Here is a 26,544-nt window from a genome sequence, read left to right on the forward strand (position 1 = left end):
TGAAAGGATGCACCCCTCGCCATGATCCGCGATTTCATCAGCCCGGACGGCACCACCGCGGCCCAGCGGCGCGTGCTGCTCGGCGCCAGTACAGGCCAGTTCGTCGAGTTCTACGACTTCGCGATCTACGGCTTCTCGGCCGTGGCCATCGCCGAGGCCTTCTTCCCCAGCCAGGACCCGGTCACCGGCCTGCTGGCGGCCTTCGCCGCCTACGGCGTCGCGTTCGTCGCACGTCCGCTGGGCGGGCTGTTCTTCGGCGTGCTCGCCGACCGCGCCGGCCGCCGGACCGTCCTGTACGCCACGCTCATCTGCATGGGCGTCGCCACCGCGCTCATCGGGCTGCTGCCCACGCACACCGCGGCGGGGATCATCGGCCCCATCCTGCTCGTGGCGTGCCGGCTGGCGCAGGGCTTCTCCGCCGGTGGCGAGGCGGTCGGCGCGCCGTCGTTCGTGCTCGAACACGCGCCGTTCCGGCGCCGCGGCACCTGGATCGGCATCACGATCGCCGCCTCCGCCGCGACCTCGGTGATCGCCCTGGTCATCATCATGGCCATCTCCGGCGCGGTCTCGGACACCGCCTACGCCTCGTGGGGGTGGCGCATCCCCTTCCTGCTGGCCCTGCCGCTGTCGATGATCGGCATCTACATCCGCCGCCGTACCGAGGAAAGCCCTGTCTTCCAGGAACTGCGGCGCGGCAACGCGGTCGAGGCCAGCCCGGTACGGGGCAGCCTGCGCGGCAACTGGGGCCGGCTGGGACAGATCTTCGCCATCATGGCGCTGTCCGGCCTGGGCTTCTACGTGCTCGTCGGCTACTTCGTCACCTATCTGCAGAGCGTCGTCGGGCTGAGCCTGCTGCAGTCGCTGGCGGCCAACGCCGTGGCCCTGCTGTCGTTCTCCGTCCTGCTGCCGATCGGGGGCCGGCTGTCCGACCGGTACGGCCGCAAGCCCATGCTGATCATCGGGGCGGCGGCGGTCGCGGTCGTGGGGTTGCCCGCGTTCATGCTGGTCACCAGCGGTTCCTTCGGCACCGCAGTCATCGGGCAGCTGCTGCTGGCCGCGGCGCTGTGCACGTACGGCGGCGGCAGCTACACCTTCTTCGTCGAGCTGCTGCCCGCCGCGACCCGCGTGACGGGCGCCGCCATCAGCTACAACGTCGCCTTCGCGTTGTTCGGCGGCACCGCACCGTTCGTCGGCACCTGGCTGGTCGACCTCACCGGGAGCGACGTGGCACCCGGCTTCTACCTCGTCGCGGTGGCCGTCGCGGCCCTGGCGGTCGCCACGACGGCTCCCGAGACACGGGTGGAGGAACGGCCTGCCGCGAGCGCCGGGCACCGCCGAACCTGAACGCCACACATTTGTATGCATGTACACATGATTCGTACAGTCGTACATATGGCGTCTGATGATGCGGACGAGCGCTCGATGCGGGAACGGATGCTCGCCGGCGACCTGTACCTCGCCGACGATCCGGAGCTCGGCGAGCTCATGCTGCGCGCGGCGGACCTGATGGAGGCGTTCAACGCGTCCTCGGCCCGCGAACCGGGCGAGCGGCGGCGGCTGCTCACCGAGCTGCTGGGCGCCATCGGCGAGGGCACCGAGATCCGCCCGCCGCTGCGGGTCGACTACGGCAGCCACCTGCGCATAGGCGCCCGGTCCTTCGCCAACTACGGTCTGGTCGCCCTCGACGTCGCGCCGATCACCATCGGCGACGACGTGCAGATCGGCACGAACGTGCAGCTCATGACGCCGACCCACCCGGTCGACCCGGAGTTGCGGCGGGCCGGGTGGGAGGCCGCCCGGCCGATCACGATCGGGGACGACGTGTGGCTGGGCAGCGGGGCGATCGTCCTGGCCGGGGTCACCGTCGGCGACAACACCGTGGTCGGCGCCGGCGCGGTGGTCACCCGCGACCTGCCGGCGAACGCGGTCGCGGTGGGCAACCCGGCCCGGGTGATCCGCACCATCGAGCCGGGCTCGGGGCCGGATCGCGCGTGAACGGCTCCGCACCGTCACGGTCACCCGGCTCCCGGCGGCCGCGCCGGCACGACCCGGACCGGCGGGACCGGCTGATCGACGCCGCGCTCACCGTCATCGCCGAACGCGGCGTGACGGGCACAACGCACCGGGCGATCCCCCCGCCGCCGACGTGCCGCTGGGCTCCATGACGTGCCACTTCGCGTCCCTGGAGGAGGTACTGGCCGAGGCGTTCACCCGGCATGCCGGGTCGGTCGCCCGCACCACCCGTGATCGAGGGGGCGCCGGACCGTCCTGGAGGCCGTGGACGCGGGGCCGGCTGCCTCCCGCCGCAGCCGGGGGGTGCCGTTGATCTCTGACTTCGCGTGCAGTTGAATGAGCGGGTGCGTGCTGGGCGGGTGGTCTCCCCGGTTCTGGTGGGGCGGGAGAAGGAGCTCGCCCGGCTCTCCGCGCTGGTCGACAGGGCTCCCGCCGTCGCCGTCGTCGAGGGCGAGGCCGGCATCGGGAAGTCGAGGCTGACCGCCGAGCTGCTCGGCGGTCCCGCGGTGGCGGGCCTGCGGGTGCTGGCCGGGGCCTGCGTGCAGATCAGGGAGCCGTTCCCGCTGGGCCCCGTCGTCGAGGCGCTGCGCGGTCGCGCGGCCGAGCTGGCCGGGGCGGCGCTGTCGCCGGTCGCGGGGGCGCTGCGCGAGCTGCTGCCGGAGCTGGCAGGGGAGCTGCCGGAGACGCCGCCGCCGCTCGACGACCGGGCGGCCGAGCGGCACCGGGTGTTCCGGGGGCTCGTCGAGGTGCTCACCGCGCTCGGTCCCGCCGTCCTGGTGGTGGAGGACCTCCACTGGGCCGACGGCCAGACGGTGGAGTTCCTCACGTACCTGATGTCCGTGCTGCCGGACACGTTGCGGGTCGTGCTGACGTACCGGGGTGAGGAGGCTCCGGAGGCGGTGCGGGCGATCACGGCGCGCGCCCCCGACACGATCAAGGCCGAGCATCTGGTGCTGCCGCCGCTCGACGCCGCCCTGACGCGGGTGATGGCCTCGGCGATCCTCGAGGCGGAGGAGGTGACCGCTGAGTTCGCCGAGCACCTGTGCCTGCGGGCGTCCGGCCTGCCGCTGGCCGTGCAGGAGTTGCTGGCGCTGCTGCGCGACCGCGGCACGCTCATCCGGTGGGAGGGTGGCTGGGCGCGGCGGGCGCTGGAGGAGCTGGACGTGCCGAGCGGCGTGCGCGCCTCGGTGCGTGAACGGGTGGCCCGGCTGTCCCCCGGAGCCAAGGAGGTGGCAGAACGCGCCGCCGTGCTGCAGCTCCCGGTGCCGGTCGCCCTGCTGTCGGGGCCGGACGTCGGGGCGATCGACGAGGTGCTCGGCTCTGGGCTGCTCGCCGACACCGGCGGGCTGGTCGGTTTCCGTCACGTGCTGGCGGCGCAGGCGGTCTACGAGGCGATCCCGCTCGGCCGCCGGCAGGTGCTGCACGCGGCCGCCGCCGACACCGTACGCGGCCTGCGCCCGGTGCCGCTGGGCCGCCTGGCCCACCACCTGCGCCAGGCGGGCCGGGCCGGGCAGTGGGTCGAGGCCGCCATCGAGGCGGCGGAGCAGGCGTCGCGGCTGGGCGACGACGCCGAGGCCGCGCGCCTGCTGGAGGAGGTGCTGCGCGACGCCGACCTGCCGGCGGCGCGGCGGGCGGAGCTGACGGTGAAGCTCGGCTGGGCCGCCCTGGAACTGCTGCGCCCGCCGCCGGTCGCCGACCTGGTCACCGGCGCGCTGGAGCAGGACGTGCCGCCGCCACTCCGGGGTCACCTGCGCATGCTGCTCGCGCTGCACCTGGAGCGCACCCGCACCGACAGCGCCCGCATCGGCGAGGCCTTCGCCCGGGCGGCCGAGGACCTGGCCGGCGAGCCGGGGCTGGCCGCGTGGGCCATGGCCGGGGTGGGCCGTCCGCCGAGCGGACTGCCGCCCGAGGAGAGCAGGTCGTGGCTGGAGCGGGCGCTCGCGACCCTGCCCGCCGTGGCCGATCCGGCCATGCGCATGCTGGTGCTGGGCAAGATCGCGATGATCTTCGTGGTGATGGGCGACCCGCGCTGGGCCGCCCTGGCCGGCGACCTGCTGCGGGAGACCGGCGGGCGGCGGCTGCTGCGCCGCGAGGTCAACGCCTACCGCTCGATCGGGGGCGCGGCCCTGTTCAGCGGGCACCACCGCGAGGGCCGCCGCCTGCTGACCGCGGCCGTCGAGGAGGGCGCCGAGCCCGACCTGCGCGAGCGGCTCGAACTGCGCTGCCTGGTCAACCTGGCCGCGGCCGACTACTTCGAGGGCTCCTGGCGCGGGCTGCCGGCCAGGATGCAGGAGCTGCGCGACCAGTTCGGCGACGAGCCGCACGAGCGCATCCTCGTCGACATCGTGACCGCCTGCCTGGCCGCGGTGCAGGGCCGCCAGGAGGCCGCGCTGCCGCCGCTGCTCGACGCCGCCGCCGAGGCCCGGGCCCGCGGCCAGTTCGACGATCTCGTGCTGCCGCTGACGATGCTGCTCAGGCTGGCCGCCGCGCGGGGCGAGCCGGAGCCGGCGATCGAGGCGGCCGTCGAGGCGGGCCGCCACTGGGAGGCGAGCGAGCTGTGGCCGGTGGCGGTCCGTGCGCTGCCCGCGCTGGCCGAGGCACTGCTGGCGGCGGGCCGTCCCGGCGAGGCCGCCGACGTCGTCGCCCGGCACGCCGCCCGGCTGGCGGGGCTGGACGCGCCGCTGGCCGCGCCCGCGCTCGCGCACGCCCGCGGGCTGCTGGCCGCGGCGGACGAGCAGTGGGGGCGGGCGGCCGCGGAGTTCTCCGCCGCCGCCGACGCCTTCGAGCTGATCCCGGCACGGTACGAGGCCGCGCAGTCCGCCGAGCGGGCGGCCGCCTGCCTGTTCGCCCTCGACGGCCCGGAGGCCGCCGTCCGGCTCGGCCGGGCGGTCGCGACGTACGCGGAACTCGGGGCGCGCTGGGACCTGGACCGCGCCACCGGGCTGGGCCGCAGGTGGGGCGTCCGCCCGGCGGCGCAGAGCGCGCCCGCGCCGGCCGGCAACGACCACGCGCTGTCGGCCCGGCAGGAGCAGGTGGCCCGGCTGGCGGCCGAAGGGCTGACGAACCAGCAGATCGCCAGGGAGCTGTTCCTGTCGCCCAAGACGGTGGACAAGCACGTGAGCGCGGCCATGCGGAAGGTCGGGGCGCGGTCGCGGACGGAGCTGGCCCGCCACCTCCTCCCCAGCGACTGAATCCCCAGATTGGGGATTTTTCCCCATAGGGCACCCCATACCCCACCCCCACCCGGCTGCACGACACTTTCGGCATGTCCGAAACCACCGACGAACCCGGGCAGCCGGACCCGGACGACCCCTCCCTTCCCTCCGAGCCCGAGGAGCCCCCGGAGCCCCCTCGCCCGCCGGACGGCTTCCAACCCGTCTGACCCCCTCCCTTCCCCCGCCAGAAAGGCCACCATGGCACTGCCCCGCCCCCCGCTGGCGCGCCGGACAGCAGTCCTGCTGACCGCGCTCACCACGCTCGCCGGCGTGCTGACCGCCGGACCGGCGACCGCCACGACGCCGGCCGCCACCGCCGCCTCCACCGCGCAGGTCACCAAGGACGTCACCCTCTCCGGGGTACGCGCCCAGAAGGTCGCCGTCACGCTGATCACCGGCGACAAGGTCCACCTCACCCGGTCCCCCGCCGGCCAGTACCGCGTCGAGGCCGCCCCCGGCACCCGCCAGGACGGCCGCCGCGTCAACCTGTTCACCCAGTTCACCCCGGACGGCGTCTTCGTGCTGCCGGACGACGCGATCGCCGCCGTCCAGGCCGGCCTCGTGGACAGACGGCTGTTCGACGTCAAGTACCTGGCCGAGAACGGCTACTCCGACGACGTGGCCAAACGGCTGCCGGTGATCGTGCAGTACCCGGACGACCAGGCCGAGGCCGCCGTCAAGCGCTCGGCCGCCGCCGTCCCCGCCAGCGAGCCCACCCGGACGCTGGAGAGCATCCACGCCTCCGCCCTCGACGTCACCAAGGCAGAGACGGGCACGTTCTGGGAGGCCGTACGCGGCGGGCAGAGCGCCGGGCAGGGCCTGGCGAAGGCGCCCGGCACGCTGCGCGGCGGCATCGCCAAACTCTGGCTGGACGCCAAGGTCAAGGCGGACCTTGACGTGAGCGTCCCGATGATCGGCGCACCCCAGGCGTGGGAGCGCAGCCAGGACGGGACCGGCGTGAAGATCGCCGTTCTGGACACCGGCGCGGACACCGGCCATCCCGACCTGGCCGGGAAGATCGCCGACAGCAGGTCGTTCGTCCCCGACCAGGCCGTCAAGGACGGGCACGGGCACGGCACGCACGTCGCCTCGACCATCGCCGGCACCGGCGCGGCCTCGGGCGGCAAGCGCAAGGGCGTCGCCCCCGGCGCGCAGCTCGTCGTCGGCAAGGTGCTCGACGACACCGGCTCCGGGCAGGAGTCGTGGATCATCGAGGGCATGGAGTGGGCCGCGCGCAGCGGCGCCAAGGCCGTCAGCATGAGCCTCGGCGGCTCGCCCAGCGACGGCACCGACCCGCTCAGCCAGGCCGTGAACGACCTGACCGCGGAGACCGGCACGCTGTTCGTGATCGCCGCGGGCAACCTGTACGAGGCCGAGACGATCAGCACGCCCGGCGCGGCCGACGCCGCGCTGACCGTTGGCGCCGTGGACAAGCAGGACCAGCTCGCCGGATTCTCCAGCCGCGGACCGCGCCCCGGCGGCGGCCTCAAGCCCGACATCGCCGCGCCCGGCGTGGACATCGTGGCCGCGCGGGCCGCCGGCACCGCCATGGGCGCACCGGTGGACGAGCACTACACCGGCTCCTCCGGCACCTCCATGGCCACGCCGCACGTCGCCGGCGCCGTCGCGATCATGGCGCAGCGGCACCCGGACTGGACGGCGCAGCAGCTCAAGGCCGCCCTGATGTCCACCGCCAAGGACGACGGCTTCACCGTCTACGAGCAGGGCGCCGGCCGGGTCGACCTGGACCGCGCCACCCGCCAGCAGGTGTTCGCCGGCAGCGGCGGCGTGGACTTCGGCCTGCTGGAGGGCGGCAGCGCGCCGAAGACCGGCCAGATCTCCTACCGCAACCTGGGCGACCAGCCCGTCACGCTCACGCTGGAGGCGGCGATGAGCGGCGGCGCGAAGCCGGCGCTCGCCGACGCGACGCTGACCGTCCCCGCCGGCGGCACCGCCGGCACCACCGTCACCCTCGACCCGGCCGAGCTGCCCATCGGCACCTACAGCGGCGCCGTGACGGCCGAGGCCGACGGCGTGCGGCTCACCACGCCGCTCGGCGCGGTGCGGGACGTTCCCAAGTACGACCTGACCGTCCGCACCCTCGACCGGGACGGCAAGCCGCGCACCCCGACGGCCATGAGCGTCCTGGACGTCGAAGGCAGCAAGGGAGAGCTCGGCCCCCACCGCGTCGACGACGTCGGCGTGATCGTCACCCGGGTCCCGGCCGGCACCGTCAGCCTGCTGCAGGTGCTCGACTGGGTGGACGGCGACGACCGCGCCAACCGGGCCTGGCTGTTCGAGCCCGAGCTGACCGTCACCGGCGACACCGCGATCACCATCGACGCACGCAAGGCCACCGAGATCAGCTTCAGCGCGCCGAAGACCGCGCAGCCGCTGAACAACACCTACGAGCTCTTCTTCCAGCGCACGCTGGCCAACGGCAAGGTCTTCGGCGGCACGCTGCTGTCGAACCGCCCGCTCGGCGGGTGGGAGAAGGTGTGGGCGCTGCCCACCGAGAAGGTCACCAAGGGAGCCTTCCGCTTCACCGGCCAGTGGGAGCTGGGCGTCCCCGAGGTCACCATGACCATGCGCGCATCCGGCCGCGGGTCGAAGCGCACGACCCTGCACCCGGTCTCCCGCGTCCACATGATCGACTCGGGCGAGCTGCATCCCGGGTACGTCCCGTTCGACGGCGTCAAGAACCTGCGGGTGGTCGACGCCGGCAAGGGCCGCCCCGAGGACCTCGCGGGCAAGGACCTGCGCGGCGCGCTCGTCCTGATCGACGCCGAGCCCGCGGAAGGGCTCTTCGGAACGGCGTGCGGCCTGCAGATCGAGCGCGTGGGCCCCATCAGGGACGCGGGCGCCGCCGGCATCCTGGCCTTCAACGAGAAGGCTTCCGTCTGCCCGATCCCGCTGCCCATCACGCAGAAGCCGTTCAGCGGCCCGTACCTGCCGGTCAACATCCCCGTCGCCTACGTCTCCAACGCCGAGGGCACGAAGATCCGCGAGGCCGCCGGCCGGGGCGAGGTGACCGTACGGACCGAGGGCACGCCGAACACGCCGTACTCCTACGTGTTCAAGCCGTACGCCGACGGGCGCATCCCGGCGTCGATGCGTTACAAGGTGACCGAGCGCCAGCTCCACCGGGTCGACTTCGACGTGCACGCCGGCCCGTACACGAAGTACATGAACTGGCGCAGCACCTGGAAGACCGACGACATCAGCTACACGGGCACCGGCACCAACATGCTGCACTGGTCGTCCCCGACGCCGGAGCGCAGGTCGCAGTGGGTCTGGCCGCTCGATCCCGAGATCGTGAGCGTCGCGGGCATGGCCGCGCTCGTCTCGTCCGAGCCCGGCGCCGAGGTCCAGGAGACCCGCTACCGCCACGACGTCTTCGACCGGCCGGGACACGCCCGGCAGAAGTGGTTCGCCACCCCGAGCACGCCGGGCGCCTCGACGGCCTCCGGCAAGCTGTACGCGCTCGGCGGCGACCCGGACGCGACCCCGCTCGAGCAGCTCGTGATCGGGGTGCCGTGCGCGATCTGCGTGCACGACGGCAACCTGTGGGTGACTCCGTCCATGGTCAACGGGGTCGGGGAGCGGCGCGACGACGGCACCGCGTTCGGCGACCTGGCGCCCCAGTACGACCTGCACCTCTACCGCGACGGCAAGGAGATCCAGAACAACCCCGTGGAGTGGTTCGACAAGCTGCCGCGCTACCCGCTGCCCGAGGAGCAGGGCGTCTACCGGCTGACGGCCAAGAACGCGCTGCATGACATCGAGTGGACGTTCACCGCCCCGCCGGCGAGGGACCAGGTGAGGCCGGGCGTCAACTGCTACGCCTGGTTCATCGACGGGCCGGTCGAGCAGTGCCGCACCACCCCCGCGGTCTACGTCAGCTACGACCTCGGTGGCAGCCTGTCCTCCGCGAACACGGTCGCGGCCGGGCGCAGGCACACGTTCGAGCTGGAGGCCTACCACGGGCCGTCGGCGGCGAAGATGCCGGCGATCGCGGGCGTGCGGCTGTGGACCAGCACCGACGACGGCGCCACCTGGCAGCCCGCCGACCTCAAGCGGGGCCGGGACGGCGTCTACACCGCCCGGGCGAAGTACCCGGCCTACCGCGCCACCAAGGGCGCGGTGAGCCTGAAGGTGGAGGCGTGGGACGCGGCGGGCAACCGCGTCAAGCAGACCACGCTGCGCGCGTTCGACCTCCGCTGACCGGCGTGACCGCGGCCGCCCGCCCAGCGGCCGCGGTCACGTGCCTTCACCGGCCAGGCTCTCGCCCAGGGGGGTGCGCTCGTAGTGCACGGATCGGCCGGTCCGCGTCCGCGTGACCAGGCCGGATTCGCGCAGCACGGCCAGGTGGCCGCCGACCGCGCCCAGGCTGAGACCCAGCTGGCGGACCAGCTGCGTGGTCGTCGCCGGCGCCGCGAGCGCCCGCAGCACCTGCGCGCGGTGCGGGCCGACCAGCCGCGCCAGCGCCGCCGCACCGCTCTGCGGGGGCGGCGGCCCGAGCAGGTTCGCAACGCCACGCGCCGGATACACCAGGGCGTACGGCCAGGGCAGCTCGACGTAGCTGATGAGGGTGCCGAAGACGGTCGGCATCAGCAGCAGCCCCTTGCCGCCCAGCCGGTGCCGCTCCCACGTGTTCCGGGGGCCGGTGCGCACCTCGATCACGCCGTCGGCACCGTCGGCGCGCCAGCCCACCCGCGGATCCAGGTCGGACAGCGCCGCGGCCCAGCCGTACATGGCGAGGTGTCCGGCGCGGAGCAACAGGTCGCGCTCCAGCACTGTCCGCAGCCGCGGCCAGTCGGGCTCGACCAGCGCGTGCCAGGTCGCCTCGATCGCGGCAGAAAGCTGGGTGAGCACGTCCGGGGCGGCCAGGATCTGCTGGACGTGGCGCGGCGGCGTGCGCAGCCCGGCCAGGTTGCGGGCGATCTCCGCGCGAACCTGGCGCGGCGGGGTCGCCCGCACCCTGGCGAGTTCGACGGCGAAGTCGGCGCCGGGGCCCGAAGGCGGAGGTTGGATGAAGTCGGCGTTGTAGCCGCCGGGCCGGAACAGCGTTGTGAGCGCCCTGACCGCGGGCGTCTCGCGGAGCAGCCGCTCGTACCGCGGCGCGATGCGCTCCGCCCATGGCCGCAGCGCCCCCGCCGGCTGCTTGCCCGCCGCGACCCGCAGCGCGTTCATCGCTTCGCCCAGCGGCGAGATGGCGTAGCGGGTGTGGGCCACGTCGACCGGCCCGACTTCGACGGCAAGCACCTTTCGCCTCCACGCGAAAGCTTAACGCCGCCGCCCGCACCGCCCCGAGACTGGCCCGCATGACGACACGCCAGGCCGCACCGGCGCGGGCCGCCACCTACCGCGAGGTGTTCGCGGTGGGCCAGTTCCGCGTGCTGTTCACCGGCTACACGCTCTTCCTCTGCGGCGAGACGGTGAAGATGCTCGCGCTCTCCGTGACCGTCTACGCCGGCACCGGCTCGCCCCAGAGGAAGATCCTGGCCGCGCTGGCCTACGTCGCCGGCTTCCTGCCCTACTCCCTCGGCGGCACGCTGCTGCTGGCGTACGCCGACCGGTGGCCGCCGCGGGCCGTGATGGTCGGGTACGACCTGGTCCGCGCCGCGGTCGCCGCTGTGCTCGCCGCGGGGGTGCTCTCCCCCACCGCGATGCTGGTGCTGGTGTTCGTCACCGGCATCCCCAGCGCGGTCGCCTCCGCGGCGCGCAGCGCGCTGCTGCCGGAACTGCTCGACGGCGACCGGTACGTGCTCGGCCGGGCCGTGTTCTCCATGGCCGCCGGCGGCACGCAGGTGCTCGGCTTCGCCGTGGGCGGGATGCTGATCGCGGCGCTCGGCCCGTACGGCGCGCTCTGGATCACCGTGGCGAGCTGCCTGCTGTCCGCCGCGCTGCTGCGCCTGCGGCTGGCCGGGCGGCCGCGCCGCGGCACGGCCGCGGGGTACGCGGTACGCGAGACCTGGCGCGTCAATCGCGACCTGCTGCGCCGGCCGGCGGTCCGCTCGCTCCTGCTGGCCCAGTGGTTGCCGCCCGCGCTCATGGTCGGCGCCGAGGGCGTGCTCGTCCCGTACGCCGTCCAGGTCGGCATGCCGGACTCGGCCGGGCTGCTGTTCACCGCCGTGGCGCTCGGCATGCTCACCGGCGACTTCGCGATCGGCCGGCTGGTCACCCCGGCACGAAGGGAACGGCTGGCCGGGCCGCTGGCGTTGCTGCTCGGCGCGCCGCTGCTCGGGTTCGTGCTCTCGCCCGGGCCGGTCACCGCGGCGCTGCTGCTCGCCGTGTCCGGGTTCGGGGTCGCGTACCAGCTGGGGCTGGCCCGGCGCTTCCTGAACGCGGTGCCGGAGGCGAACCGAGGCCAGGCCTTCGGGCTGGCGCTGACGGGGACCATGACGCTGCAGGGGCTGTTCGCGGCCGGCGGCGGGGCGTTGGCCGAGGTGTCGGCGCCCGGCCTGGTCGTCGGCGCGGCGGGCGCGGCGTCCCTGCTGGCCGTACTGGGTCTCTGGCGCGTGCTCGCGCCGCCGAGGCCGCGACGCCCGGCGGAGGGAGGGCGACGAAACCGCTCCTCAGGTCCCTGATCTGCTGGTCGGGGGTGATCAGCCCTCGGGCGGGCCGGGCGTCCGTGCGGGCTCGACGACGTCGTCGCCGAAGACCGCGGCGAGCGCCCTGCCGATCAGGCGGGGCAGATCGGTCCGCCCGTCGTCCGCGGCCCAGCGCACCAGCGCCGTGTGCAGGGCGGCCAGGCAGGCACTGGCCGCCGCCTGAGCCTGGAACGCCGTGTCAGGATCGGTGGCTTCGTCCCCCAGGGCGCTGATGATGGCCTGCTGGAGGGCGTACTGGTTGTCCAGGTGCTTGGCCCGCAGCGCGGGCGTCGAGATCATGAGCTGGAGGCGGACGAGCACGAACTCCCGGTCCGCCGTCACGTCGTCGCCGCTCAGCGCCGCTGCCGCGTCGACGAGCGCGCCGCCGATGCGGCGGACCAGAGGCTGCCCGGCGGACGAGGCGACGATCCGCTCGGCGATGAGCTCACCGAACTGGTCGACCAGCACGAGGTCTTCCTTGGTGGGGAAGTGCCGGTAGACGGTCATGGGCGACACGCCGGCCGCCTCGGCGACGTCGTTCATGGTCGTGGCGTCGTATCCGCGCTCGCTGAACAGCCGTATCGCGTGCGCCTGGATCGCGCGCTGCGTCTGTGCTCGTCGTCGCGCTCGCAGGGTTGATTGCTGGTCAGGCATGTGTTAGACACTACCAGACTGATAGTGACTACCATATTGGTAGCGTTTAACAGAAAGAGTGGTGCAATGAACGATCTGACGGGCAGGGCGGCCCTGGTGACCGGAGCGTCGCGCGGCATCGGGCGGGCGATCGCGACCCGGCTGGCGAGCAGGGGAGCGACGGTCGTCGTGCACTTCGGCACGGACGAGGACGGCGCGACGGCGACGGTCGGCGAGATCGAGCGCGGCGGCGGGACCGCCTTCGCCGTCCGGTCACAGCTGGGTGTGGACGGCGACGTCGAGAAGCTCTTCGCGGGCATCGAGGCGGGCCTGGCCGGGCGGCCGCTCGACATCGTCGTCAACAACGCGGCGGCTCAGCCCGCCGGCCCGCTCGGAGCCACGACCCGTGCCGGGTTCGACCACCTCTTCGCGGTGAACGTGCGCGCGCCCTACTTCATCATCCAGCGAGCGCTGCCTCTGCTGCGCGACGGCGGCCGGATCATCACGATCTCGTCGGTCGCGACCCGCATGGCCAACCCCACCCAGACGTCCTTCGCCATGACCAAGGGCGCCATCGAGACGATGAGCCTGACCCTGGCCAACGAGCTCGGAGTCCGGGGGATCACGGTGAACGCGGTCGCCCCCGGCGCCACCCGGACTCCCGCCAACGCCTCCTTCTTCGAAGCGCCGGGCCTGGCCGAATTCATCGCCGGATCGACGGCACTCGACCGCCTCGGCGGCGCCGACGACGTCGCCGACGTGGTCGCGTTCCTCGCCTCCGACGCCGCCCGCTGGATCACCGGTCAGGTCATCGACGCCAGCGGCGGCCTGTTCCTGGGGCCGCGCACATAAGCGAACCCTCGTCGTCATGGCCACCTGTCGTCGGCGTCCGTGGAGCCAGAGCGTCGGCGAGGCCGGCGCGCCACGATCTGCCGGCCGCGCTCATCGGCCTCGGCGCGGATCAGCTCCTCCAGGCCCGGTCTTCACCCGCCCGCCAAGGACCGGGCGGCGGCGCCTCGGGCACCATACGACGTGGTACCCGAGGTCATACGCTCAGCCAAGGCCTTGGTAGACCTGCGTGTTCTGGGCGGCGGCGATCTTCCACAGCCCTGCTGTCTTGGCCAGGATGTAGAAGGGGCGGCCTTCGGGATCGCCAGTGGGCTCGCCGTCCCGGTCGACGGGCACCTGATGGACGTTGACCGCGGCGACGTCCGGGCGGATGAAGAGGACCCGCACCGGCGTGTAGGTCGCGGTGCCGTGCTTCATCGCGCCTGGCAGCACTTGCGCGGTGAAGTCGTGGATGGTGTCCCAGCCCGACAGCCGTTTGCCGTGACCGGTCGTCCACACCGGGTCCTCCTTGCTGAACAGGCTGAGAAAATCCTCGACCCGCTCGTTCTGCTGCGCTTCCTGGACCGCGGCGACCAGGGCGATGATCGCCTCGACATCGCCCTGGGGATCATCCGCGTCACCAAAGACTTCAATGGTCATCGTCACTCCGAGAGCGTCGTTCTCATTTACCCGGTCATGCTCTCAGGGAGTGCCTGCTCGCCGACTCCGTCGATTCGGACAACTTACGAGCAGAATCGGACGTGACGCTATGCGCGAGGCGCCCCGTGTGGCACATGCATATCTGAGGCTCTAGGTTGGAATCCTGGAACAGTCCAGCCCGCGACGACGGAGAAATCAGCGGACATGAGAATTCTGGTCTTGGGTGGCACCCGGTTCGTCGGCCGTACCATCGTTGACGCCCTGCTGCATGATCACGAGGTGTCCGTGCTCAACCGGGCGACTCGGCCGCTGTGGGACCGCAGGTTGACGCAGCTGGTCGCCGACCGGAACGACGCCGGGCAGATGTGCCGAGCACTCACCGCCGCCCGCTACGATGCCGTCGTCGATGTCTCGGGGACCGAACCTGCGCACATCTCGAATATCATACGCGCGCTGCCGCGGAGGGAGAGCGTGCGCTACGTCTACATCAGCTCGGCCGCGGTCTACAATCGGCTGTCCGCCGATCCTCCTTTCGCAGAGAACGACAGGGCGGACGGCGACGCGATCTGGGACGGCTACGGAGAAGCCAAAGCCGCCTGCGAGACATTGCTGCGTGACGCTTTTCCCTCCGGTTCCCTCACGATCCTTCGCCCTCCTTATGTCTACGGGCCTCACAACGCCGAGCAGCGGGAGCAGTTTCTCTGGGCCCGTATGCTCTCCGGCCGGCCGGTCCTCGTTCCAGGCGACGGTGGCACCCGCATCCAGTTCATCGACGCCAGGGCACTGGCGCGCATTGTCGTCACTGCTTGCGAGGGAAGGCTCGTGCCTGATGTGTACAACGTGGGAGAGCGCTCCACCTACTCGTTTCTCGAATATCTGCACATATTGGCGTGTGTGGCGGAAATCGTGCCTCGGTTGGTGATGGTCACGGATACTTCGATCCGTCCGCGTGACTACTTCCCCTTCCGCGACGCGGAACTGACGCTCGATGTGAGCAAGCTGGCAGCCGCGGGCGTCATGGAAGGTTCGCACCTCGTGGAGGGCTTGGCGGAGACTCTCGCCTGGTTTCGGCGGTACGGCGAGCTGAAGCACGCTCCCGCTCCCTAGCCAGCGCCGGGTGCGCCTGGGGTTACGGCAGTGCACGCAGATTCCCGGATGTCGTCGGCTGCGGGATCAGGCCCTCGGTTCTGGCCCGGGAGGAGCTTGGGATCAGGTGGCATTGTCATCGGGCAGGCGATGATCGAGGCCGAGTGCGCCGAAGTATCCGTAAAAGAGGAAGCGGATGGACCAGTCTGCCATCTGGCGCGGCGAGTAAGGCAGGCTCCGATCCAGCCACCACGCGATCATGCCCAGGAAGAGTTCTGCGGCGAACACCGGAATGAGCGTCATGGGCATGCGGGCTTGATCCGGGTCGGGCTCGGCGGTATCGATCCGCTCCGCGATCCCCCCGCCCAGCAATTCACGCGCTCTGATCATGAACCTGCGGTTTCGCGGATAGCCGAGCAGCGGTTGATACATCCGGCGGTGTTCGGCGAAGTGCTCGAACAGCCTCTCCGCGCCCGCGATCCTCGAGTCCAGCTCGGCGAGTTGGTTTCCGCTCGCCCAGCCCGGGTGCACGGGCGTGGACTTCCCGACCTCCTCGATCGCCTTCGCGAGGACGTCGACCGCAAGGTCCTCCTTGTCCTCGTAATGACGATAGAAGGTCGCGCGGTTCACCATCGCCAGGCCGGCGATGTCGCCGACGGTGACGGCGACGTAGCCGCGCTCACCGGCCAACTGCACCAGCGCGGCGCGCAGATGTGCGCGGGTCCGCACCACCCGCAGGTCTCCGACCTGCTCCGGTTTCTGCGACACCTTGTCCTCGCTGTTGCATACGCGCCAGTGGGCCGTTCCTGTTGATTGAGCGCCACTCTACGGCGTGTCTACGGTTGGGCCGTCTGCGAGACGTCAATCAAGGAAGCGAGGGCGATCTCAGATGGCTCAGCACTTCAACCGGCTGCGGTTCAGCGATGACATCGGGCTGGACGTCCACTATCTGCGCGTCCTCTCCGGTGCGCCGTACGGCGCGGCCTCCGCGGGGGAGGTCATGAACGTCGCGAGCGCGATGCGCGCTCGCCTCGGCGACCGCGACGCCTACATCGAGACCTGGGCCGATCTGGGCCGGCGGATCGCCGCGCAGGCGGAGGAGGCGGTGGCCGCCGGCCGGCGGGTGACCGCGCGAGCCGCGCACCTGAGGGCTTCGACCTACCTGCGCGCGGCGGAGTTCTTCTTCCCGGCGAGCCGGCCGGAGGAACGGCGGAAGCTTTATGAGGAGAGCCTCGCGCAGTTCGACGCCGCGGCGGAGCTCATGCCCCACCCGGTCGAGAAGGTCGAGATTCCCTACGAGGACGGCGTCACGCTGCCCGGCCACGTTTTCACGGTCGCTGACAACGGGGGCCCGCGGCCGACAGTGGTGCTGTGCGGCGGAGTGGACGGTTCCGGAGAGGAGATGTATCTGCTGGGCGGCATTCCCGACGCGCTGGCACGCGGGCTGAACGTCATCGTCTTTCACGGCCCCGGGCAGCGCGGGCTGCAGCTGCGCCATCCCCGCCTCGCGTTCCGCCCGGACTACGAGGTGCCACTCGGCGCGGTCGTGGATTATGCCGTCGGCCGGCCGGACGTGGACGGCGAGCGAGTCGGCCTGTACGGAGTGAGCTATGGCGGCTACCTGGCTCCCCGGGCGGCAGCGCACGACCACCGCATCAGAGCGCTGGTGGCCAACTCCCCGATGCGTGCGCCGCTCGGCGTCATCATGGGCGGTGCCGAGCGCGCGGCCACCGGGGTGGCGGAGCAACTCGATGAGGCCGGCTGGGCCGGACGGGCCATGATCGAGAACTACTTCATGTGGAACCACGGCGTGAGCAACCTGGAGGAGTTCGCCGCTCGCGCCCGGGCCTTCACCCTGGACGGCCTGGAAGAACAGATCATCTGCCCCACGCTGAGCCTCGTCGCCGAAGGAGAGACGGACATCGCGACGGATCAGGCCCGCCGCTTCCACCACGCGCTACGCTCCCCCAAGTACTTCGCGACCCTTCCCGCCGTGGACGGCGCGGACACCCACTGCGGCATCAGCAACATCCCCTACACCTCGGCCATGGCCTACGACTGGCTCGCCGAGCAGCTGAGGTAGTTGCCCGCGCCTGCCACCGCTCGGCGCCGCCGCGAAATCACGCTGGCCGGATGAGTGGGGACCCTGGCCCCAACTCACTGGTCACGCCCTGAGGGGTTGCCTAGCATACAAATGATTCTCTGGCGGCTACGTGCCGCACGGCGAGACCCATCGATGTATCGGCCGCGAAGATGCGTCCGGTTCCCGTCAGCGTCAATGTCCAAGGACCCGAGGCCGTCGTGCTGTTCGAAGGTGCTGCAGTCGAAGCGGCGCGACGGCATTCTGCCTCGGAAGCGCGCTCAAAGATATCTGAATGCGTCAAGCAACCATTGATCGCCAGCGCACGTTGGGTAAACGCTTATTCCGGCGGAAGTTGACCGACGGGCTGGCCTTACATCCGAGGAGGCCGTCATGGTCGACAGCTCCAACCACAACGGCGCGCACCCCACCACAGACGTACTGGTCGTGGGAGCCGGCCCCACAGGGCTGCTGCTCGCCGGGGACCTCGCCGAAGCAGGCCTGTCGGTGACCGTTGTCGAGGCTCGCCCGCACAAGCTCAGCAACCTGTCCCGTGCCCTGGTCGTGCACGCCCGTGTTCTGGAGCAGTTCGACGCTCGCGGGATCGCGGACGAGGTGGTCAAACTGGGACACCCCATCGACCGGCTGGCGCTGTTCGAACGGGGTGAACTCAACCCCTCCCGGCTGCCCAGCCGCTACCCGTTCGTCCTGTTCCTCCCTCAATACGAAGTGGAACGCGTGCTGGAACGGCGGGCCCGCGAAGCCGGGGTCACCTTCGTCCACAACACCAAGGTCGTCGGTGTCGACCAGGACGCGAACGGCGTCACGGCCCGCGCGGTCGCGGGCAAGGACGCGAATCCGGACGGGCCGTCGACCATGTACCACGCTTCCTACCTGGTCGGGACCGACGGGGTGCACAGCACCATCCGGTCAGCGGTCGGCCTGCCCTTCCCCGGCAAGTCCATTCTCAGCTCGTTGATCCTTGCCGACCTCAAGCTCGGCCGCGGACCGGATCGGCCGTTCACGGTCAACGCGGTGCCGGACGGATTCGCGCTGCTCACCGAGATGGGCGATGACGCTTACCGGTTGACCGGCTGGAACCGGCACCACCAGCTACCCGACGACGCACCACTCGATGTCGAAGAGATCAAGGAACTGCTGCGACTCAACTTCGGCACCGACTATGGCATCACCGACGTCCGTTGGAAGTCGCGCTTCCACAGCGACGAACGGCAGGCCCCCGCGTACCGCGTCGGCCGCGTCTTCCTGGCCGGTGATGCCGCGCATGTGCACTCGCCGGCAGGCGCCATGGGCATGAACACCGGTCTGCAGGACGCCGCCAACCTCAGCTGGAAACTCGTGGCCGTACTCCGCGACGGAGCAGACGACCACCTCCTGGACACCTACCAGACCGAACGGCACGCCGTCGGCAAGATCGTCCTGCGGATGAGCGGGCTCCTCGTCCGCGCCGCACTGCTCCACGGGACCACCGCCCGGCTGCTGCGCGCCACCGCGGGAACCGTCCTCAGCAACGTGCGCCCGCTGGCCGACAGGGCCGCCGCCATGATCTCCGGCATCGGCATCTCCTACCAAGCCCCACGGGGTACACACGCGCTGACCGGGAAACGCGCCCCTGACGTCCAACTCGCGGAGGGGCGCCTGAACGAGCTGCAACGCGGCGGCAACTTCGTGCTGATCACGCCCCCCGGCCGGAACGCGGACGTGCCCCTTCCCCGCCACGTGGTCCAAGCTCACTGGAACGGCGAGCGCCGTACCACCGCTCTCGTCCGCCCCGACGGCTATTTCTGCTGGGCGACGGAGGAGCCCGACGACGCGAACGCTCTATGCGCCGCACTGACGACCTGGGTGGGCCCGCTCCGCGAGCGCCCGTGAGCTGTGCTCTTCAGCAGGGCCGTCTGTCGGCGTCCGTGGAGTCCAGGCTTCGGCGAGGCTTGACGGGATGTCCGGTCAATGTCCTACGGAGGCCCTGGAAGGTCTGCCGGACTCGCTCGACGATGTCCATGTGAATCATGCGATGTTCCCTGACCCGTCATCGCGACGCTCCAACACGCTGGGAGCACTGCGGTTCGGCGTGCTCGGAACGCTGGCCATCTGGCGGGAGGGAGGCTGTACCGAGATACCCGCCGCCAAGCATCGGACCGTACTGGCGATCCTGCTGGCAAACCTGAACCGGACCGTGAACGTCGGCATGCTCATCGACGAGCTGTGGCCGGGCCTGGCTCCGAGCACGGCCAGGAAGACCGTTCAGGGCTACGTCTGGCGGCTGCGCCGGGCGCTCGGGCCCTTCGCCGACCGGCTGGTGACCATCGGTTCGGGCTACCGGATGGTCCTGCCCGCGGACTGGCTCGACGTCCTGGAGTTCGAGAGGTCGGTCGACACCGCGCGCGTCGCCCTCCACGCCGGCGCGTCCGAGAGGGCGGTCGGCGAGCTGACCCGGGCGCTCAACCTGTGGCGCGGGCCGGCTTTCGACTGCGTGCCCCGCAGCCCCGCCATCGAGGCGTACGCGGTCCGGCTCGACGAGGCGTACGTGGCCGCGCAGGAGTCGCTCATCGCGACCCAGCTCAGCCTCGGCCGGCCCGCCGAGGTGGTGCCCGACCTGGTCGGGCTGACCGCGGCACATCCCCATCGCGAGTCGCTGCACCGCCACCTCATGACGGCGCTCCACCGTACGGGGCGGCGGCTGGACGCGCTCGATGTCTTCCAGCGCCTGCGTTTCCGGCTGGCCGCCGACTACGGGCTCGAACCCGACCGGCAGACCACGGAACTTCACCAGGCGCTGCTCCAGGACTGCGTCGACGTGGCGGCCGTCCCGCGGCGGTGACCGTCCGCACGCCGGCCACCCACCCCCTCATGATCGCCGTTCCCGCGTGCGCCGGCTCTTCACGGCCCGGCCCGAACACCTTTGGAGATCTTCGGCATGCCTGATGCCCGCCTTCTTCCTCCGGCGACGACCTCGAAGGCCACTGCCGTGGCAACGGCGATCCTGCACCGCCTGTCCGACGAGACGCTCGTCACCGAGGTGGCGAAGGACGCGTCGCGGACGATGGGCCGGCCGGTCTGGGAGCCTGGAGCGTCACTGTACGCGGGCGCCGCCGGCAGCGCGCTCGCCTTCGCGTACGCGGCGCGAGCCTGCCCCGGCTCCTCCGAACACTGGTGGGCCCAGGCCCACCGCTGGTTGAAGCTGGCCGCCGCCGCCACCCGGGACAGGCCCCTGGTGGTCTCCGGCCTGTCAGACGGGACCGCCGGCATGGCGCTCGCCGTAGCCGGATGCGACCCGGACGGCCGCTACGCCCGGACGCTGAGCGGCTTGCACACCCGGCTCGCCGAGCAGGTCGACCAGCCGGACCTGGCCGACGACCACGACTTCTTCTACCCGCACTACGACGTGGTGACCGGGCCGGCCGGAATCCTCGGCCAGCTGGTCCCCCATCTTGGCGATCCCACGGCGCTGCGGGTCGCCACCGGCATCGTCCAACGCCTCATCGCCCGCTGCGACACCACCGGCCCTCGCGAGCGCGACGGCGGCTCGCTGCGCACCGCGCCATGGAAACCCTGGTTCATCGCCAGGAAGCACTACGACCGCTGGAAAGAGGAGGTCCGGCTCAACCCGTACGGCTTCGTGAACCTCGGCCTCGCCCACGGCATCCCCGGACCCCTGGCGGCGCTCAGCCGGGCCTGGCTGGCCGGGCACCGTGCCCCCGGGCTCGGCGAAGCGATCCGCACCCTCGGCGACCTGCTCGTCGCGGCGTCGCGGCACGAGGACTGGGGCCGCACCTGGCCGCGGGTCCTGCCGTTCGACGAGGCGGGCGAGGTCGCGCCGGACAGCGGCCGCCCGACCCGGCCCTCCTATTGCTACGGCGCTCCCGGCATCGCCTCGGCGCTGCTCGACGCCGCCGACGCGCTCGGGGACGACACGATGCGGGCCGTCGCCGTGGAGGGGTTCGAGGCCGCGCTGCGCCAGATGGAGGACCTGCCGGCCGCGGCGCTGAACTACCCCGGGCTGTGCCATGGCGACGCCGGGGTGGTGCTGATCTGCCGCAAGTTCGCCACCCAGACCGGCAGCGTGGCGGCCGGCCCGGCGCTGGAACGGCTGGTCGACCGGCTGCTCGGCCGCTGCGACCCGAATTACCCCCTGCTCGTCCGGGACCACCGGCCGGTGCAGGCCGCGGAGCCGGGATCTCCGTCGGCTCTCAACCCCGACGGCACCTGGGTCGACGACCCCGGGTTGCTGGAGGGCGCCGCCGGGGTCGCGCTGACGCTGTTGTCCGTCGCCACGCCCGTACCCCCCTTCTGGGCCCGGGCCGTTCTCGTCAACTGACCAAGCACCCAAGACCGGGAGGAAAGTCGAATGGCGCAGCCTGGCAGCGGTCCCGTCGCGGCCGCGCGGGCGTACGGCACCGGCCTGTACGCGGCATCGGATCTGTTCGTGCTCCGAGCGCCCGTCCTGCCCGCCGACACCTTCGTCAATCTGGGCGCGAACGCGGCCGTGCCGGCGCCTGCCGGCACTGCGGAGACGCTGGCCGCCGCCCGAGCCGAGGGCCGCGGGATCCTTCGCACGCTGGCCGCCTCGCCGCGGGTCCGCCAGGCGATTCAGGTCGCCAGCCCGAGCCTGGCCGCCGCGCTGCCAGGACTCGACGAGAACGTCCCGCGGGACCGGGCCGCCGACCGTGCGCACGCCGCGCTGCTCCGCTACCTCATCCGGATGTCGACCCGCCCCACCCCGCTGGGGCTGTTCGCCGGAGTCGCGCCCGGCGCGTTCCTGAGCGAGCCCGCGACCGGCGGGGAGGGGATCGCGACGCTGGACCGCGACCCGGTGCGGGCCACGCGCACCCGGGCCGACAGCGCGTGGCTGGCCCACCTGGTGGAGCGGATCGGGCGCGACCCGAAGGTCCGCGACAAGCTGCGGGTACGGGTCAACGCGCTGCTGCGGCGCGTCGGGGACAGAGCCGTGCTGGTCAAGGTCGACGGCATGGACGAGCCGGAGCGGATCGAGCTGGCCGTCAACCCCGCCTTCGCGGCGGTGCTGGACCTGGCCGGGCACGACCCTGCCTACGGCGAGCTCGCGGCCGCGCTGGCCCACCGCTTCCCGAGCACGTCACCCGAGAAGATCCGCGCCCTGCTCGACCGGCTCTGGGACCTGGGCGTCCTCCTCCCCGACCTGCTGCCCTCGCCGACCGAGCCGCTGCCCGAGGTGCATCTGGCCAAGCGGCTGATCGACCAGGACGTCCCTACCGGCGTCATCGACGGCCTGACCCGCTTGCGGCAGCTGGCCGACGACGTGGACCGGGGCCCGCGCGGCGGCGACGCGGCAGGCCTGGCGCGGCTGGAGGCGCACCAGCGGGCGATGGCGCCGGACTTCACCGGCCCGGCCTTCCAGATCGACGCCGCGCTCGCGCTGGAGCCCGCGACCCTGCCCGCGGACGTCGCCGCGACCGCGGCGGAGGCGGCCGAGCTGCTGATGAGGCTCGGCTGCGTGCGGCAGCGGCGCCCGCACATCGCCGGCTACCACGAGGTGTTCCTGGAGCACTATGGCGTCGACGCGGAGGTGCCGCTGCTCGACGTGCTCAGCCCGGAGACCGGGCTCGGCCCGCCCGACTCGTACACCCGGCCCGCCCGGCGGCATCCATGGCCGCGGCAGGCCGGGCAGACGCACCCGGAACGTGACCGGACGCTGGTCGAGCTGGCGTTGCACGCCACCCGGGCGGGCCGGCCGGCGGTCGACCTCGACGACGAGCTGATCGAGCGGCTCACCGTCTGGCGCCCGGACGCGGAGCACAGCCGGCCGCGTACCTCCCTGGACCTGTTCTTCGCGCTGGCCGCCGACTCGCCCGAGGCGGTACGGGACGGCCGGTGGCGGATGGTGCTCAACACGATCGGCGTCTTCGGCGGCTGGCAGGCCTTCGGCCGGTTCTTCGATCTTTTCGACGAGGCCACCGTGACCCGCATCCGCACTCAGCAGCGCCTGGAGGAGGCGCTGCGCCCGGACACGGTCTTCGCCGAGCTCAACTACGGGGTCAGGCACCGGGGCGGGAACGTGGCCGGCCACCCGCCCACGCGCGACTACGAAGTGTGCGTGAACGCGGCCGCCACAGGGCCGCCCGTGCGGCAGATTCCGCTGGCCGACATCGTCCTCGGCGCCGACGCGGACCGATTCCACCTCCGATCCGTCTCGCTGGGCCGCCCCCTCTCGGTCGGCCAGACCCACGCCCTGACCGCCACGCGGGCGCCCAACGTCTGCCGTGCCCTGCTGGAGTTCTCGGAGGACGGCTACACCCCGTCGTGCCGGTTCGACTGGGGCGCCGCGGCCGACGCCCCTTTCCTGCCGCGCCTGGTCCGCGGCAACGTGGTGGTGCAGCCGGCCCAGTGGACGATCACCGCGGCGACCTTCCCGGCGTGCCAGGACCCGGACGACTTCTTCCGCGCCTGCCGCGCCTGGCGGCGTCAGTGGATGGTCCCCCGGTACGTCTATCTGGTCGAACTGGACAACCGGCTCCTGCTCGACCTGGAGCACCCGACCTGGGTGGACAGGTTGCACCGCCACGTGACCCGGCTGCCGGCCCGGTCCGGCGCGTCCGTCCGCCTGCACGAGGCGCTGCCGGGACCTGGCGATCTGTGGCTTCGCGATCGTGCCGGGCGCCCCTACCACGCCGAGCTCGCGGTGCCGCTGGTGTTGCGGGACCGTACCCGGATGCCGGAGCCGGCCGCCGCCCGGACCTCCGCGCCGCCCGCCACGACCCGCCGCTGGCTGGCCGGCGACGAGTGGACCCACCTGAAGCTGTACGCCGCCGCGGAGCTGCACGACGCGATCGTCGCAGGGCCGCTGCGGGAGCTGCTGGCCGATGACCGGTTCGGCCGCCTGGTGGACCGCTGGTTCTTCATCCGGTACGCCGACCCCCTGCCTCACCTGCGGCTGCGCTTCCACGCCCGCGGCCAGGAGCCGGCCGCGGAGGTGATGTCGCGGTGCGCGGCCTGGGCCCGCGGCCTCGTACACGCCGGCCAGGCCACCGACCTCGCGTTCTGCAGCTACGACCGCGAGGTGGAGCGGTACGGCGGCGGGCATGCGATCGACTCGGTGGAGACCGCCTTCTGGGCCGACAGCCAGGCCGCGGTCGAACTTCTCCACCTGCTGCGCACCGGCCGGTTCGACCCGGACGTCGTGCGCGTGGCCGCGCTCCACGAGCTGTACCTGGCCTGGGACGGCGGCCTGCCGCCACTCGACGGCGACGGGGTGGCGGCGTGGATGACCGACGCGGCCCGCAAGCGCTTCCGTGACGTGCGTCCCCTGCTCTGCGAGATCCTCACGCCGGGAGAGCTCCGCCCGGACCGTCGCGCCCCGGAGTATCGGGCCGCCCTGGAACCGGTGTTCGCCCGGCAGCGGCGGCCGCTGGCCGAGGCGGGCCGGCGGGTCCGCGATCTCGCCTCCCGCGGGCTGCTGACCGGCGACGAGCGCAACGTCATCGAGAGCCTCGCGCACATCCAGTCGATCCGGCTGGCCGGGATCGACCGCGACCAGGAGCGGCTGAGCCGGGCGCTGTGGTCGCTCAGCCGGCGCGCGATCCGCAACCGCCCCGCCACCACGGCCGGAGCCCGACGGTGAACCGCCTGACGGTCCTGCTGCGCACAATGCGGCTGATGGTCACGCTGGCGCCGGGCAGGGTGCTGGCAGCCGCGCTGCTCGCCGTGGCCGGCGCGCTGCTGCCGGCCGCCAGCGTGGCGATCCTGAGCTGGTCGCTGCAGCTCCTCGTGGAGGAGGCCCGCGGCGGCTCCGGGGCCTGGACCGGAGGGGCCACCGTCGCCGTGCTGGCGCTCGCGACCGCGTCGACGTTGACGTTCCTGTTCGCGGTCGGGCAACGCTACAACGAGACGCTGCTGCGGCAGCGGCTGGGCAACGCGGTCATCGACCGGGTCCTGGCCAAGGTGCTGACGCTGGAGCTGCGCCACTTCGAGGACGCCGCGGTGTACGACTCGCTGGAGCGCGCCAAGGCCGGCGCGCGCAGCCGCCCCCACCAGGTCTTCGCCGGCCTGCTCGCGACGGTGTCGAGCGTGGTCACGATCGGTTCTGTGGCAGCGCTGCTGCTGTCCTGGTCTCCGCTCGCCGCCGCGCTCATGCTCGTCTCGCCGGCGCCCCTGGCGATCGCGCAGGTCGTCCACCACAGGGCGCGCTGGCGGGTGGAGTTCGCGCGCTCCGCCGATCAGCGCCGGCTGTTCTACCTGGAGTACCTGCTCACGAACGACAAGGCGTACAAGGAGATCCGCCTGTTCGGGCTCGGCCCGCTGTTCCGCCGGCGCTATGCGGCCGTCGTGGACGGGTTCTACGACGTCGACCGGCGGCTCGAAGGGCGCCACGCGGTCGCCTGCGCGCTGCTCGCGATGTGCGGGGCCGTCGCCGTCGGCCTGGCGCTCCTTCTCATGGTGCAGGATGCGGTGCGCACCGGTCAGGCGGGGCAGTTCGCCGGCTACGTCACCTCGGTCGTCCTCATCCAGACCTCGATGCGCGCCTTCTTCGAGGGTGTCGCGAAGCTCTACGACGACTCCCTGTACCTGTGCAACCTGTTCGAGTTCCTGGACCTGCCGGTGCCGCAGCGGCGGCCCGCCGTGACGCCCTTCCCGGGGTCGCTGCGCAAGGGGATCGAGTTCCGCGACGTGTCGTTCACCTATCCGGGCACGGACACGCCGGTTCTGGACCGGCTCAACCTGTTCCTGCCCGCCGGCCGGTGCGTGGCGCTGGTCGGCGCCAACGGCGCCGGCAAGAGCACGATCGTCAAGCTGCTGACCCGGTTCTACGAGCCGACCGAGGGCGTCATCCTGGTCGACGACGTGCCGCTCGCCGCGTACGGCCTGGACGACCTTCGGGAGCACGTCAGCGTGATGTTTCAGGACTTCATGGAGTACGAGGCGCCGGCCCGGGAGAACATCGGCTTCGGCCGGGTGGAGAGCATGTCGGACCGGCCCGGTGTCAGGCGGGCGGCGGAGCGCGCGGGCGCTCTGTCCTTTCTCGACCCATTGCCGAGCGGCCTCGACACCACGCTGGGCCGCTGGTTCGAGGGGGGACGGGAGCTGTCCGGCGGGCAATGGCAGAAGGTGGCGCTGGCCCGGACCTTCTTCAGGGCGGCTGCGATCAACGTTCTGGACGAGCCGGCCGCCGCCATCGACGCCGCCGCCGAGGCGGAGCTCTTCGCCCGCCTGGCGAATGCCGCCGCCCGGTCCACCACGCTGCTGATCGCGCACCGGTTCTCCACCGTTCGCGCCGCCGCGGACCGCATCGCCGTCATCGACGGGGGACGCGTCGTCGAAGAGGGCGGCCACCACGAGCTGATCGCGATCGGCGGTCTCTACGCCCGGCTGTTCCGGTTGCAGGCGGCCGGTTACCAGGACGAGCCAAGTGACGCCGTTCCTCGGTGAGGAACCGCATGGG

Annotated in this window: 17 protein-coding genes; 13 read left to right on the top strand and 4 right to left on the bottom strand. The window is 72.2% G+C overall.

Annotated features, from left to right (window positions below; translation table 11 throughout):
* The first annotated feature begins 21 nt into the window (after nt 1–21).
* The 4 genes from ACTWPV_RS45050 (at nt 22) to ACTWPV_RS45065 (ending at nt 9,452) form a co-directional block, all read left to right on the top strand.
* Nucleotides 22–1,344, top strand: coding sequence for an MFS transporter (locus tag ACTWPV_RS45050; protein ID WP_443156507.1), 1,323 nt, complete (start codon nt 22–24; stop codon nt 1,342–1,344).
* Nucleotides 1,345–1,392: 48 nt separating this feature from the next.
* On the top strand, nt 1,393–1,995 hold the full coding sequence (locus tag ACTWPV_RS45055) for a sugar O-acetyltransferase (protein WP_443156508.1): 603 nt from the start codon (nt 1,393–1,395) through the stop codon (nt 1,993–1,995).
* A 362-nt stretch (nt 1,996–2,357) separates the two neighbouring features.
* The gene (locus ACTWPV_RS45060) at nt 2,358–5,204 is read left to right on the top strand and encodes a helix-turn-helix transcriptional regulator (protein ID WP_347649596.1); all 2,847 of its coding nucleotides are present in this window, start codon (nt 2,358–2,360) and stop codon (nt 5,202–5,204) included.
* A 222-nt stretch (nt 5,205–5,426) separates the two neighbouring features.
* The gene (locus ACTWPV_RS45065; protein ID WP_443156509.1) at nt 5,427–9,452 is read left to right on the top strand and encodes a S8 family serine peptidase; all 4,026 of its coding nucleotides are present in this window, start codon (nt 5,427–5,429) and stop codon (nt 9,450–9,452) included.
* A gap of 36 nt (nt 9,453–9,488) precedes the next feature.
* Here the strand turns inward: ACTWPV_RS45065 and ACTWPV_RS45070 are convergent, their stop codons facing one another.
* On the bottom strand, nt 9,489–10,493 hold the full coding sequence (locus ACTWPV_RS45070) for an ArsR/SmtB family transcription factor (protein ID WP_443156510.1): 1,005 nt from the start codon (nt 10,491–10,493) through the stop codon (nt 9,489–9,491).
* A gap of 59 nt (nt 10,494–10,552) precedes the next feature.
* Between ACTWPV_RS45070 and ACTWPV_RS45075 the strand changes: the two genes are divergently transcribed.
* On the top strand, nt 10,553–11,818 hold the full coding sequence (locus tag ACTWPV_RS45075; protein ID WP_443156511.1) for an MFS transporter: 1,266 nt from the start codon (nt 10,553–10,555) through the stop codon (nt 11,816–11,818).
* Between the two features lie 18 nt (nt 11,819–11,836).
* On the opposite strand, the gene ACTWPV_RS45080 is transcribed toward ACTWPV_RS45075, so the two are convergent.
* The gene (locus tag ACTWPV_RS45080; RefSeq protein ID WP_347649600.1) at nt 11,837–12,475 is read right to left on the bottom strand and encodes a TetR/AcrR family transcriptional regulator; all 639 of its coding nucleotides are present in this window, start codon (nt 12,473–12,475) and stop codon (nt 11,837–11,839) included.
* A 66-nt stretch (nt 12,476–12,541) separates the two neighbouring features.
* Here ACTWPV_RS45080 and ACTWPV_RS45085 point away from each other — a divergent pair, with 66 nt between their 5' ends.
* Entirely contained in the window at nt 12,542–13,306 is a 765-nt protein-coding gene (locus tag ACTWPV_RS45085; RefSeq protein ID WP_347649601.1) for an SDR family NAD(P)-dependent oxidoreductase, read from the top strand.
* Between the two features lie 201 nt (nt 13,307–13,507).
* Here ACTWPV_RS45085 and ACTWPV_RS45090 read toward each other — a convergent pair whose 3' ends face one another.
* Nucleotides 13,508–13,942 carry an SgcJ/EcaC family oxidoreductase gene (locus ACTWPV_RS45090; protein ID WP_443156512.1) on the bottom strand — a complete coding sequence of 145 codons (435 nt, stop codon included), beginning with the start codon at nt 13,940–13,942 and terminating at the stop codon, nt 13,508–13,510.
* A gap of 204 nt (nt 13,943–14,146) precedes the next feature.
* Here ACTWPV_RS45090 and ACTWPV_RS45095 point away from each other — a divergent pair, with 204 nt between their 5' ends.
* Nucleotides 14,147–15,049, top strand: a complete 903-nt coding sequence (locus tag ACTWPV_RS45095) for an NAD-dependent epimerase/dehydratase family protein (protein ID WP_443156513.1) — start codon at nt 14,147–14,149, stop codon at nt 15,047–15,049.
* A gap of 102 nt (nt 15,050–15,151) precedes the next feature.
* Here the strand turns inward: ACTWPV_RS45095 and ACTWPV_RS45100 are convergent, their stop codons facing one another.
* On the bottom strand, nt 15,152–15,796 hold the full coding sequence (locus ACTWPV_RS45100) for a TetR/AcrR family transcriptional regulator (protein ID WP_443156514.1): 645 nt from the start codon (nt 15,794–15,796) through the stop codon (nt 15,152–15,154).
* A gap of 121 nt (nt 15,797–15,917) precedes the next feature.
* Here ACTWPV_RS45100 and ACTWPV_RS45105 point away from each other — a divergent pair, with 121 nt between their 5' ends.
* From ACTWPV_RS45105 to ACTWPV_RS45130, 6 genes are all read left to right on the top strand, one after another.
* Nucleotides 15,918–17,111, top strand: coding sequence for an alpha/beta hydrolase (locus tag ACTWPV_RS45105; RefSeq protein WP_443156515.1), 1,194 nt, complete (start codon nt 15,918–15,920; stop codon nt 17,109–17,111).
* A 390-nt stretch (nt 17,112–17,501) separates the two neighbouring features.
* Complete coding sequence (locus tag ACTWPV_RS45110) at nt 17,502–19,001, top strand: FAD-dependent monooxygenase (RefSeq protein ID WP_443156516.1); 1,500 nt, start codon at nt 17,502–17,504, stop codon at nt 18,999–19,001.
* Nucleotides 19,002–19,131: 130 nt separating this feature from the next.
* On the top strand, nt 19,132–19,950 hold the full coding sequence (locus tag ACTWPV_RS45115) for an AfsR/SARP family transcriptional regulator (RefSeq protein ID WP_443156517.1): 819 nt from the start codon (nt 19,132–19,134) through the stop codon (nt 19,948–19,950).
* A 147-nt stretch (nt 19,951–20,097) separates the two neighbouring features.
* Nucleotides 20,098–21,447, top strand: a complete 1,350-nt coding sequence (locus ACTWPV_RS45120; RefSeq protein ID WP_443156518.1) for a lanthionine synthetase C family protein — start codon at nt 20,098–20,100, stop codon at nt 21,445–21,447.
* Between the two features lie 30 nt (nt 21,448–21,477).
* Complete coding sequence (locus tag ACTWPV_RS45125; RefSeq protein ID WP_443156519.1) at nt 21,478–24,726, top strand: lantibiotic dehydratase; 3,249 nt, start codon at nt 21,478–21,480, stop codon at nt 24,724–24,726.
* A complete protein-coding gene (locus ACTWPV_RS45130; RefSeq protein WP_443156520.1) occupies nt 24,723–26,531 on the top strand; it encodes an ABC transporter ATP-binding protein in 1,809 nt (602 codons plus the stop codon). Before ACTWPV_RS45125 ends, ACTWPV_RS45130 begins: the two co-directional genes overlap by 4 nt.
* The last annotated feature ends 13 nt before the right edge of the window (nt 26,532–26,544 follow it).

The sequence above is a fragment of the Nonomuraea sp. KM88 genome, assembly GCF_052245635.1.
GTDB lineage: Bacteria > Actinomycetota > Actinomycetes > Streptosporangiales > Streptosporangiaceae > Nonomuraea.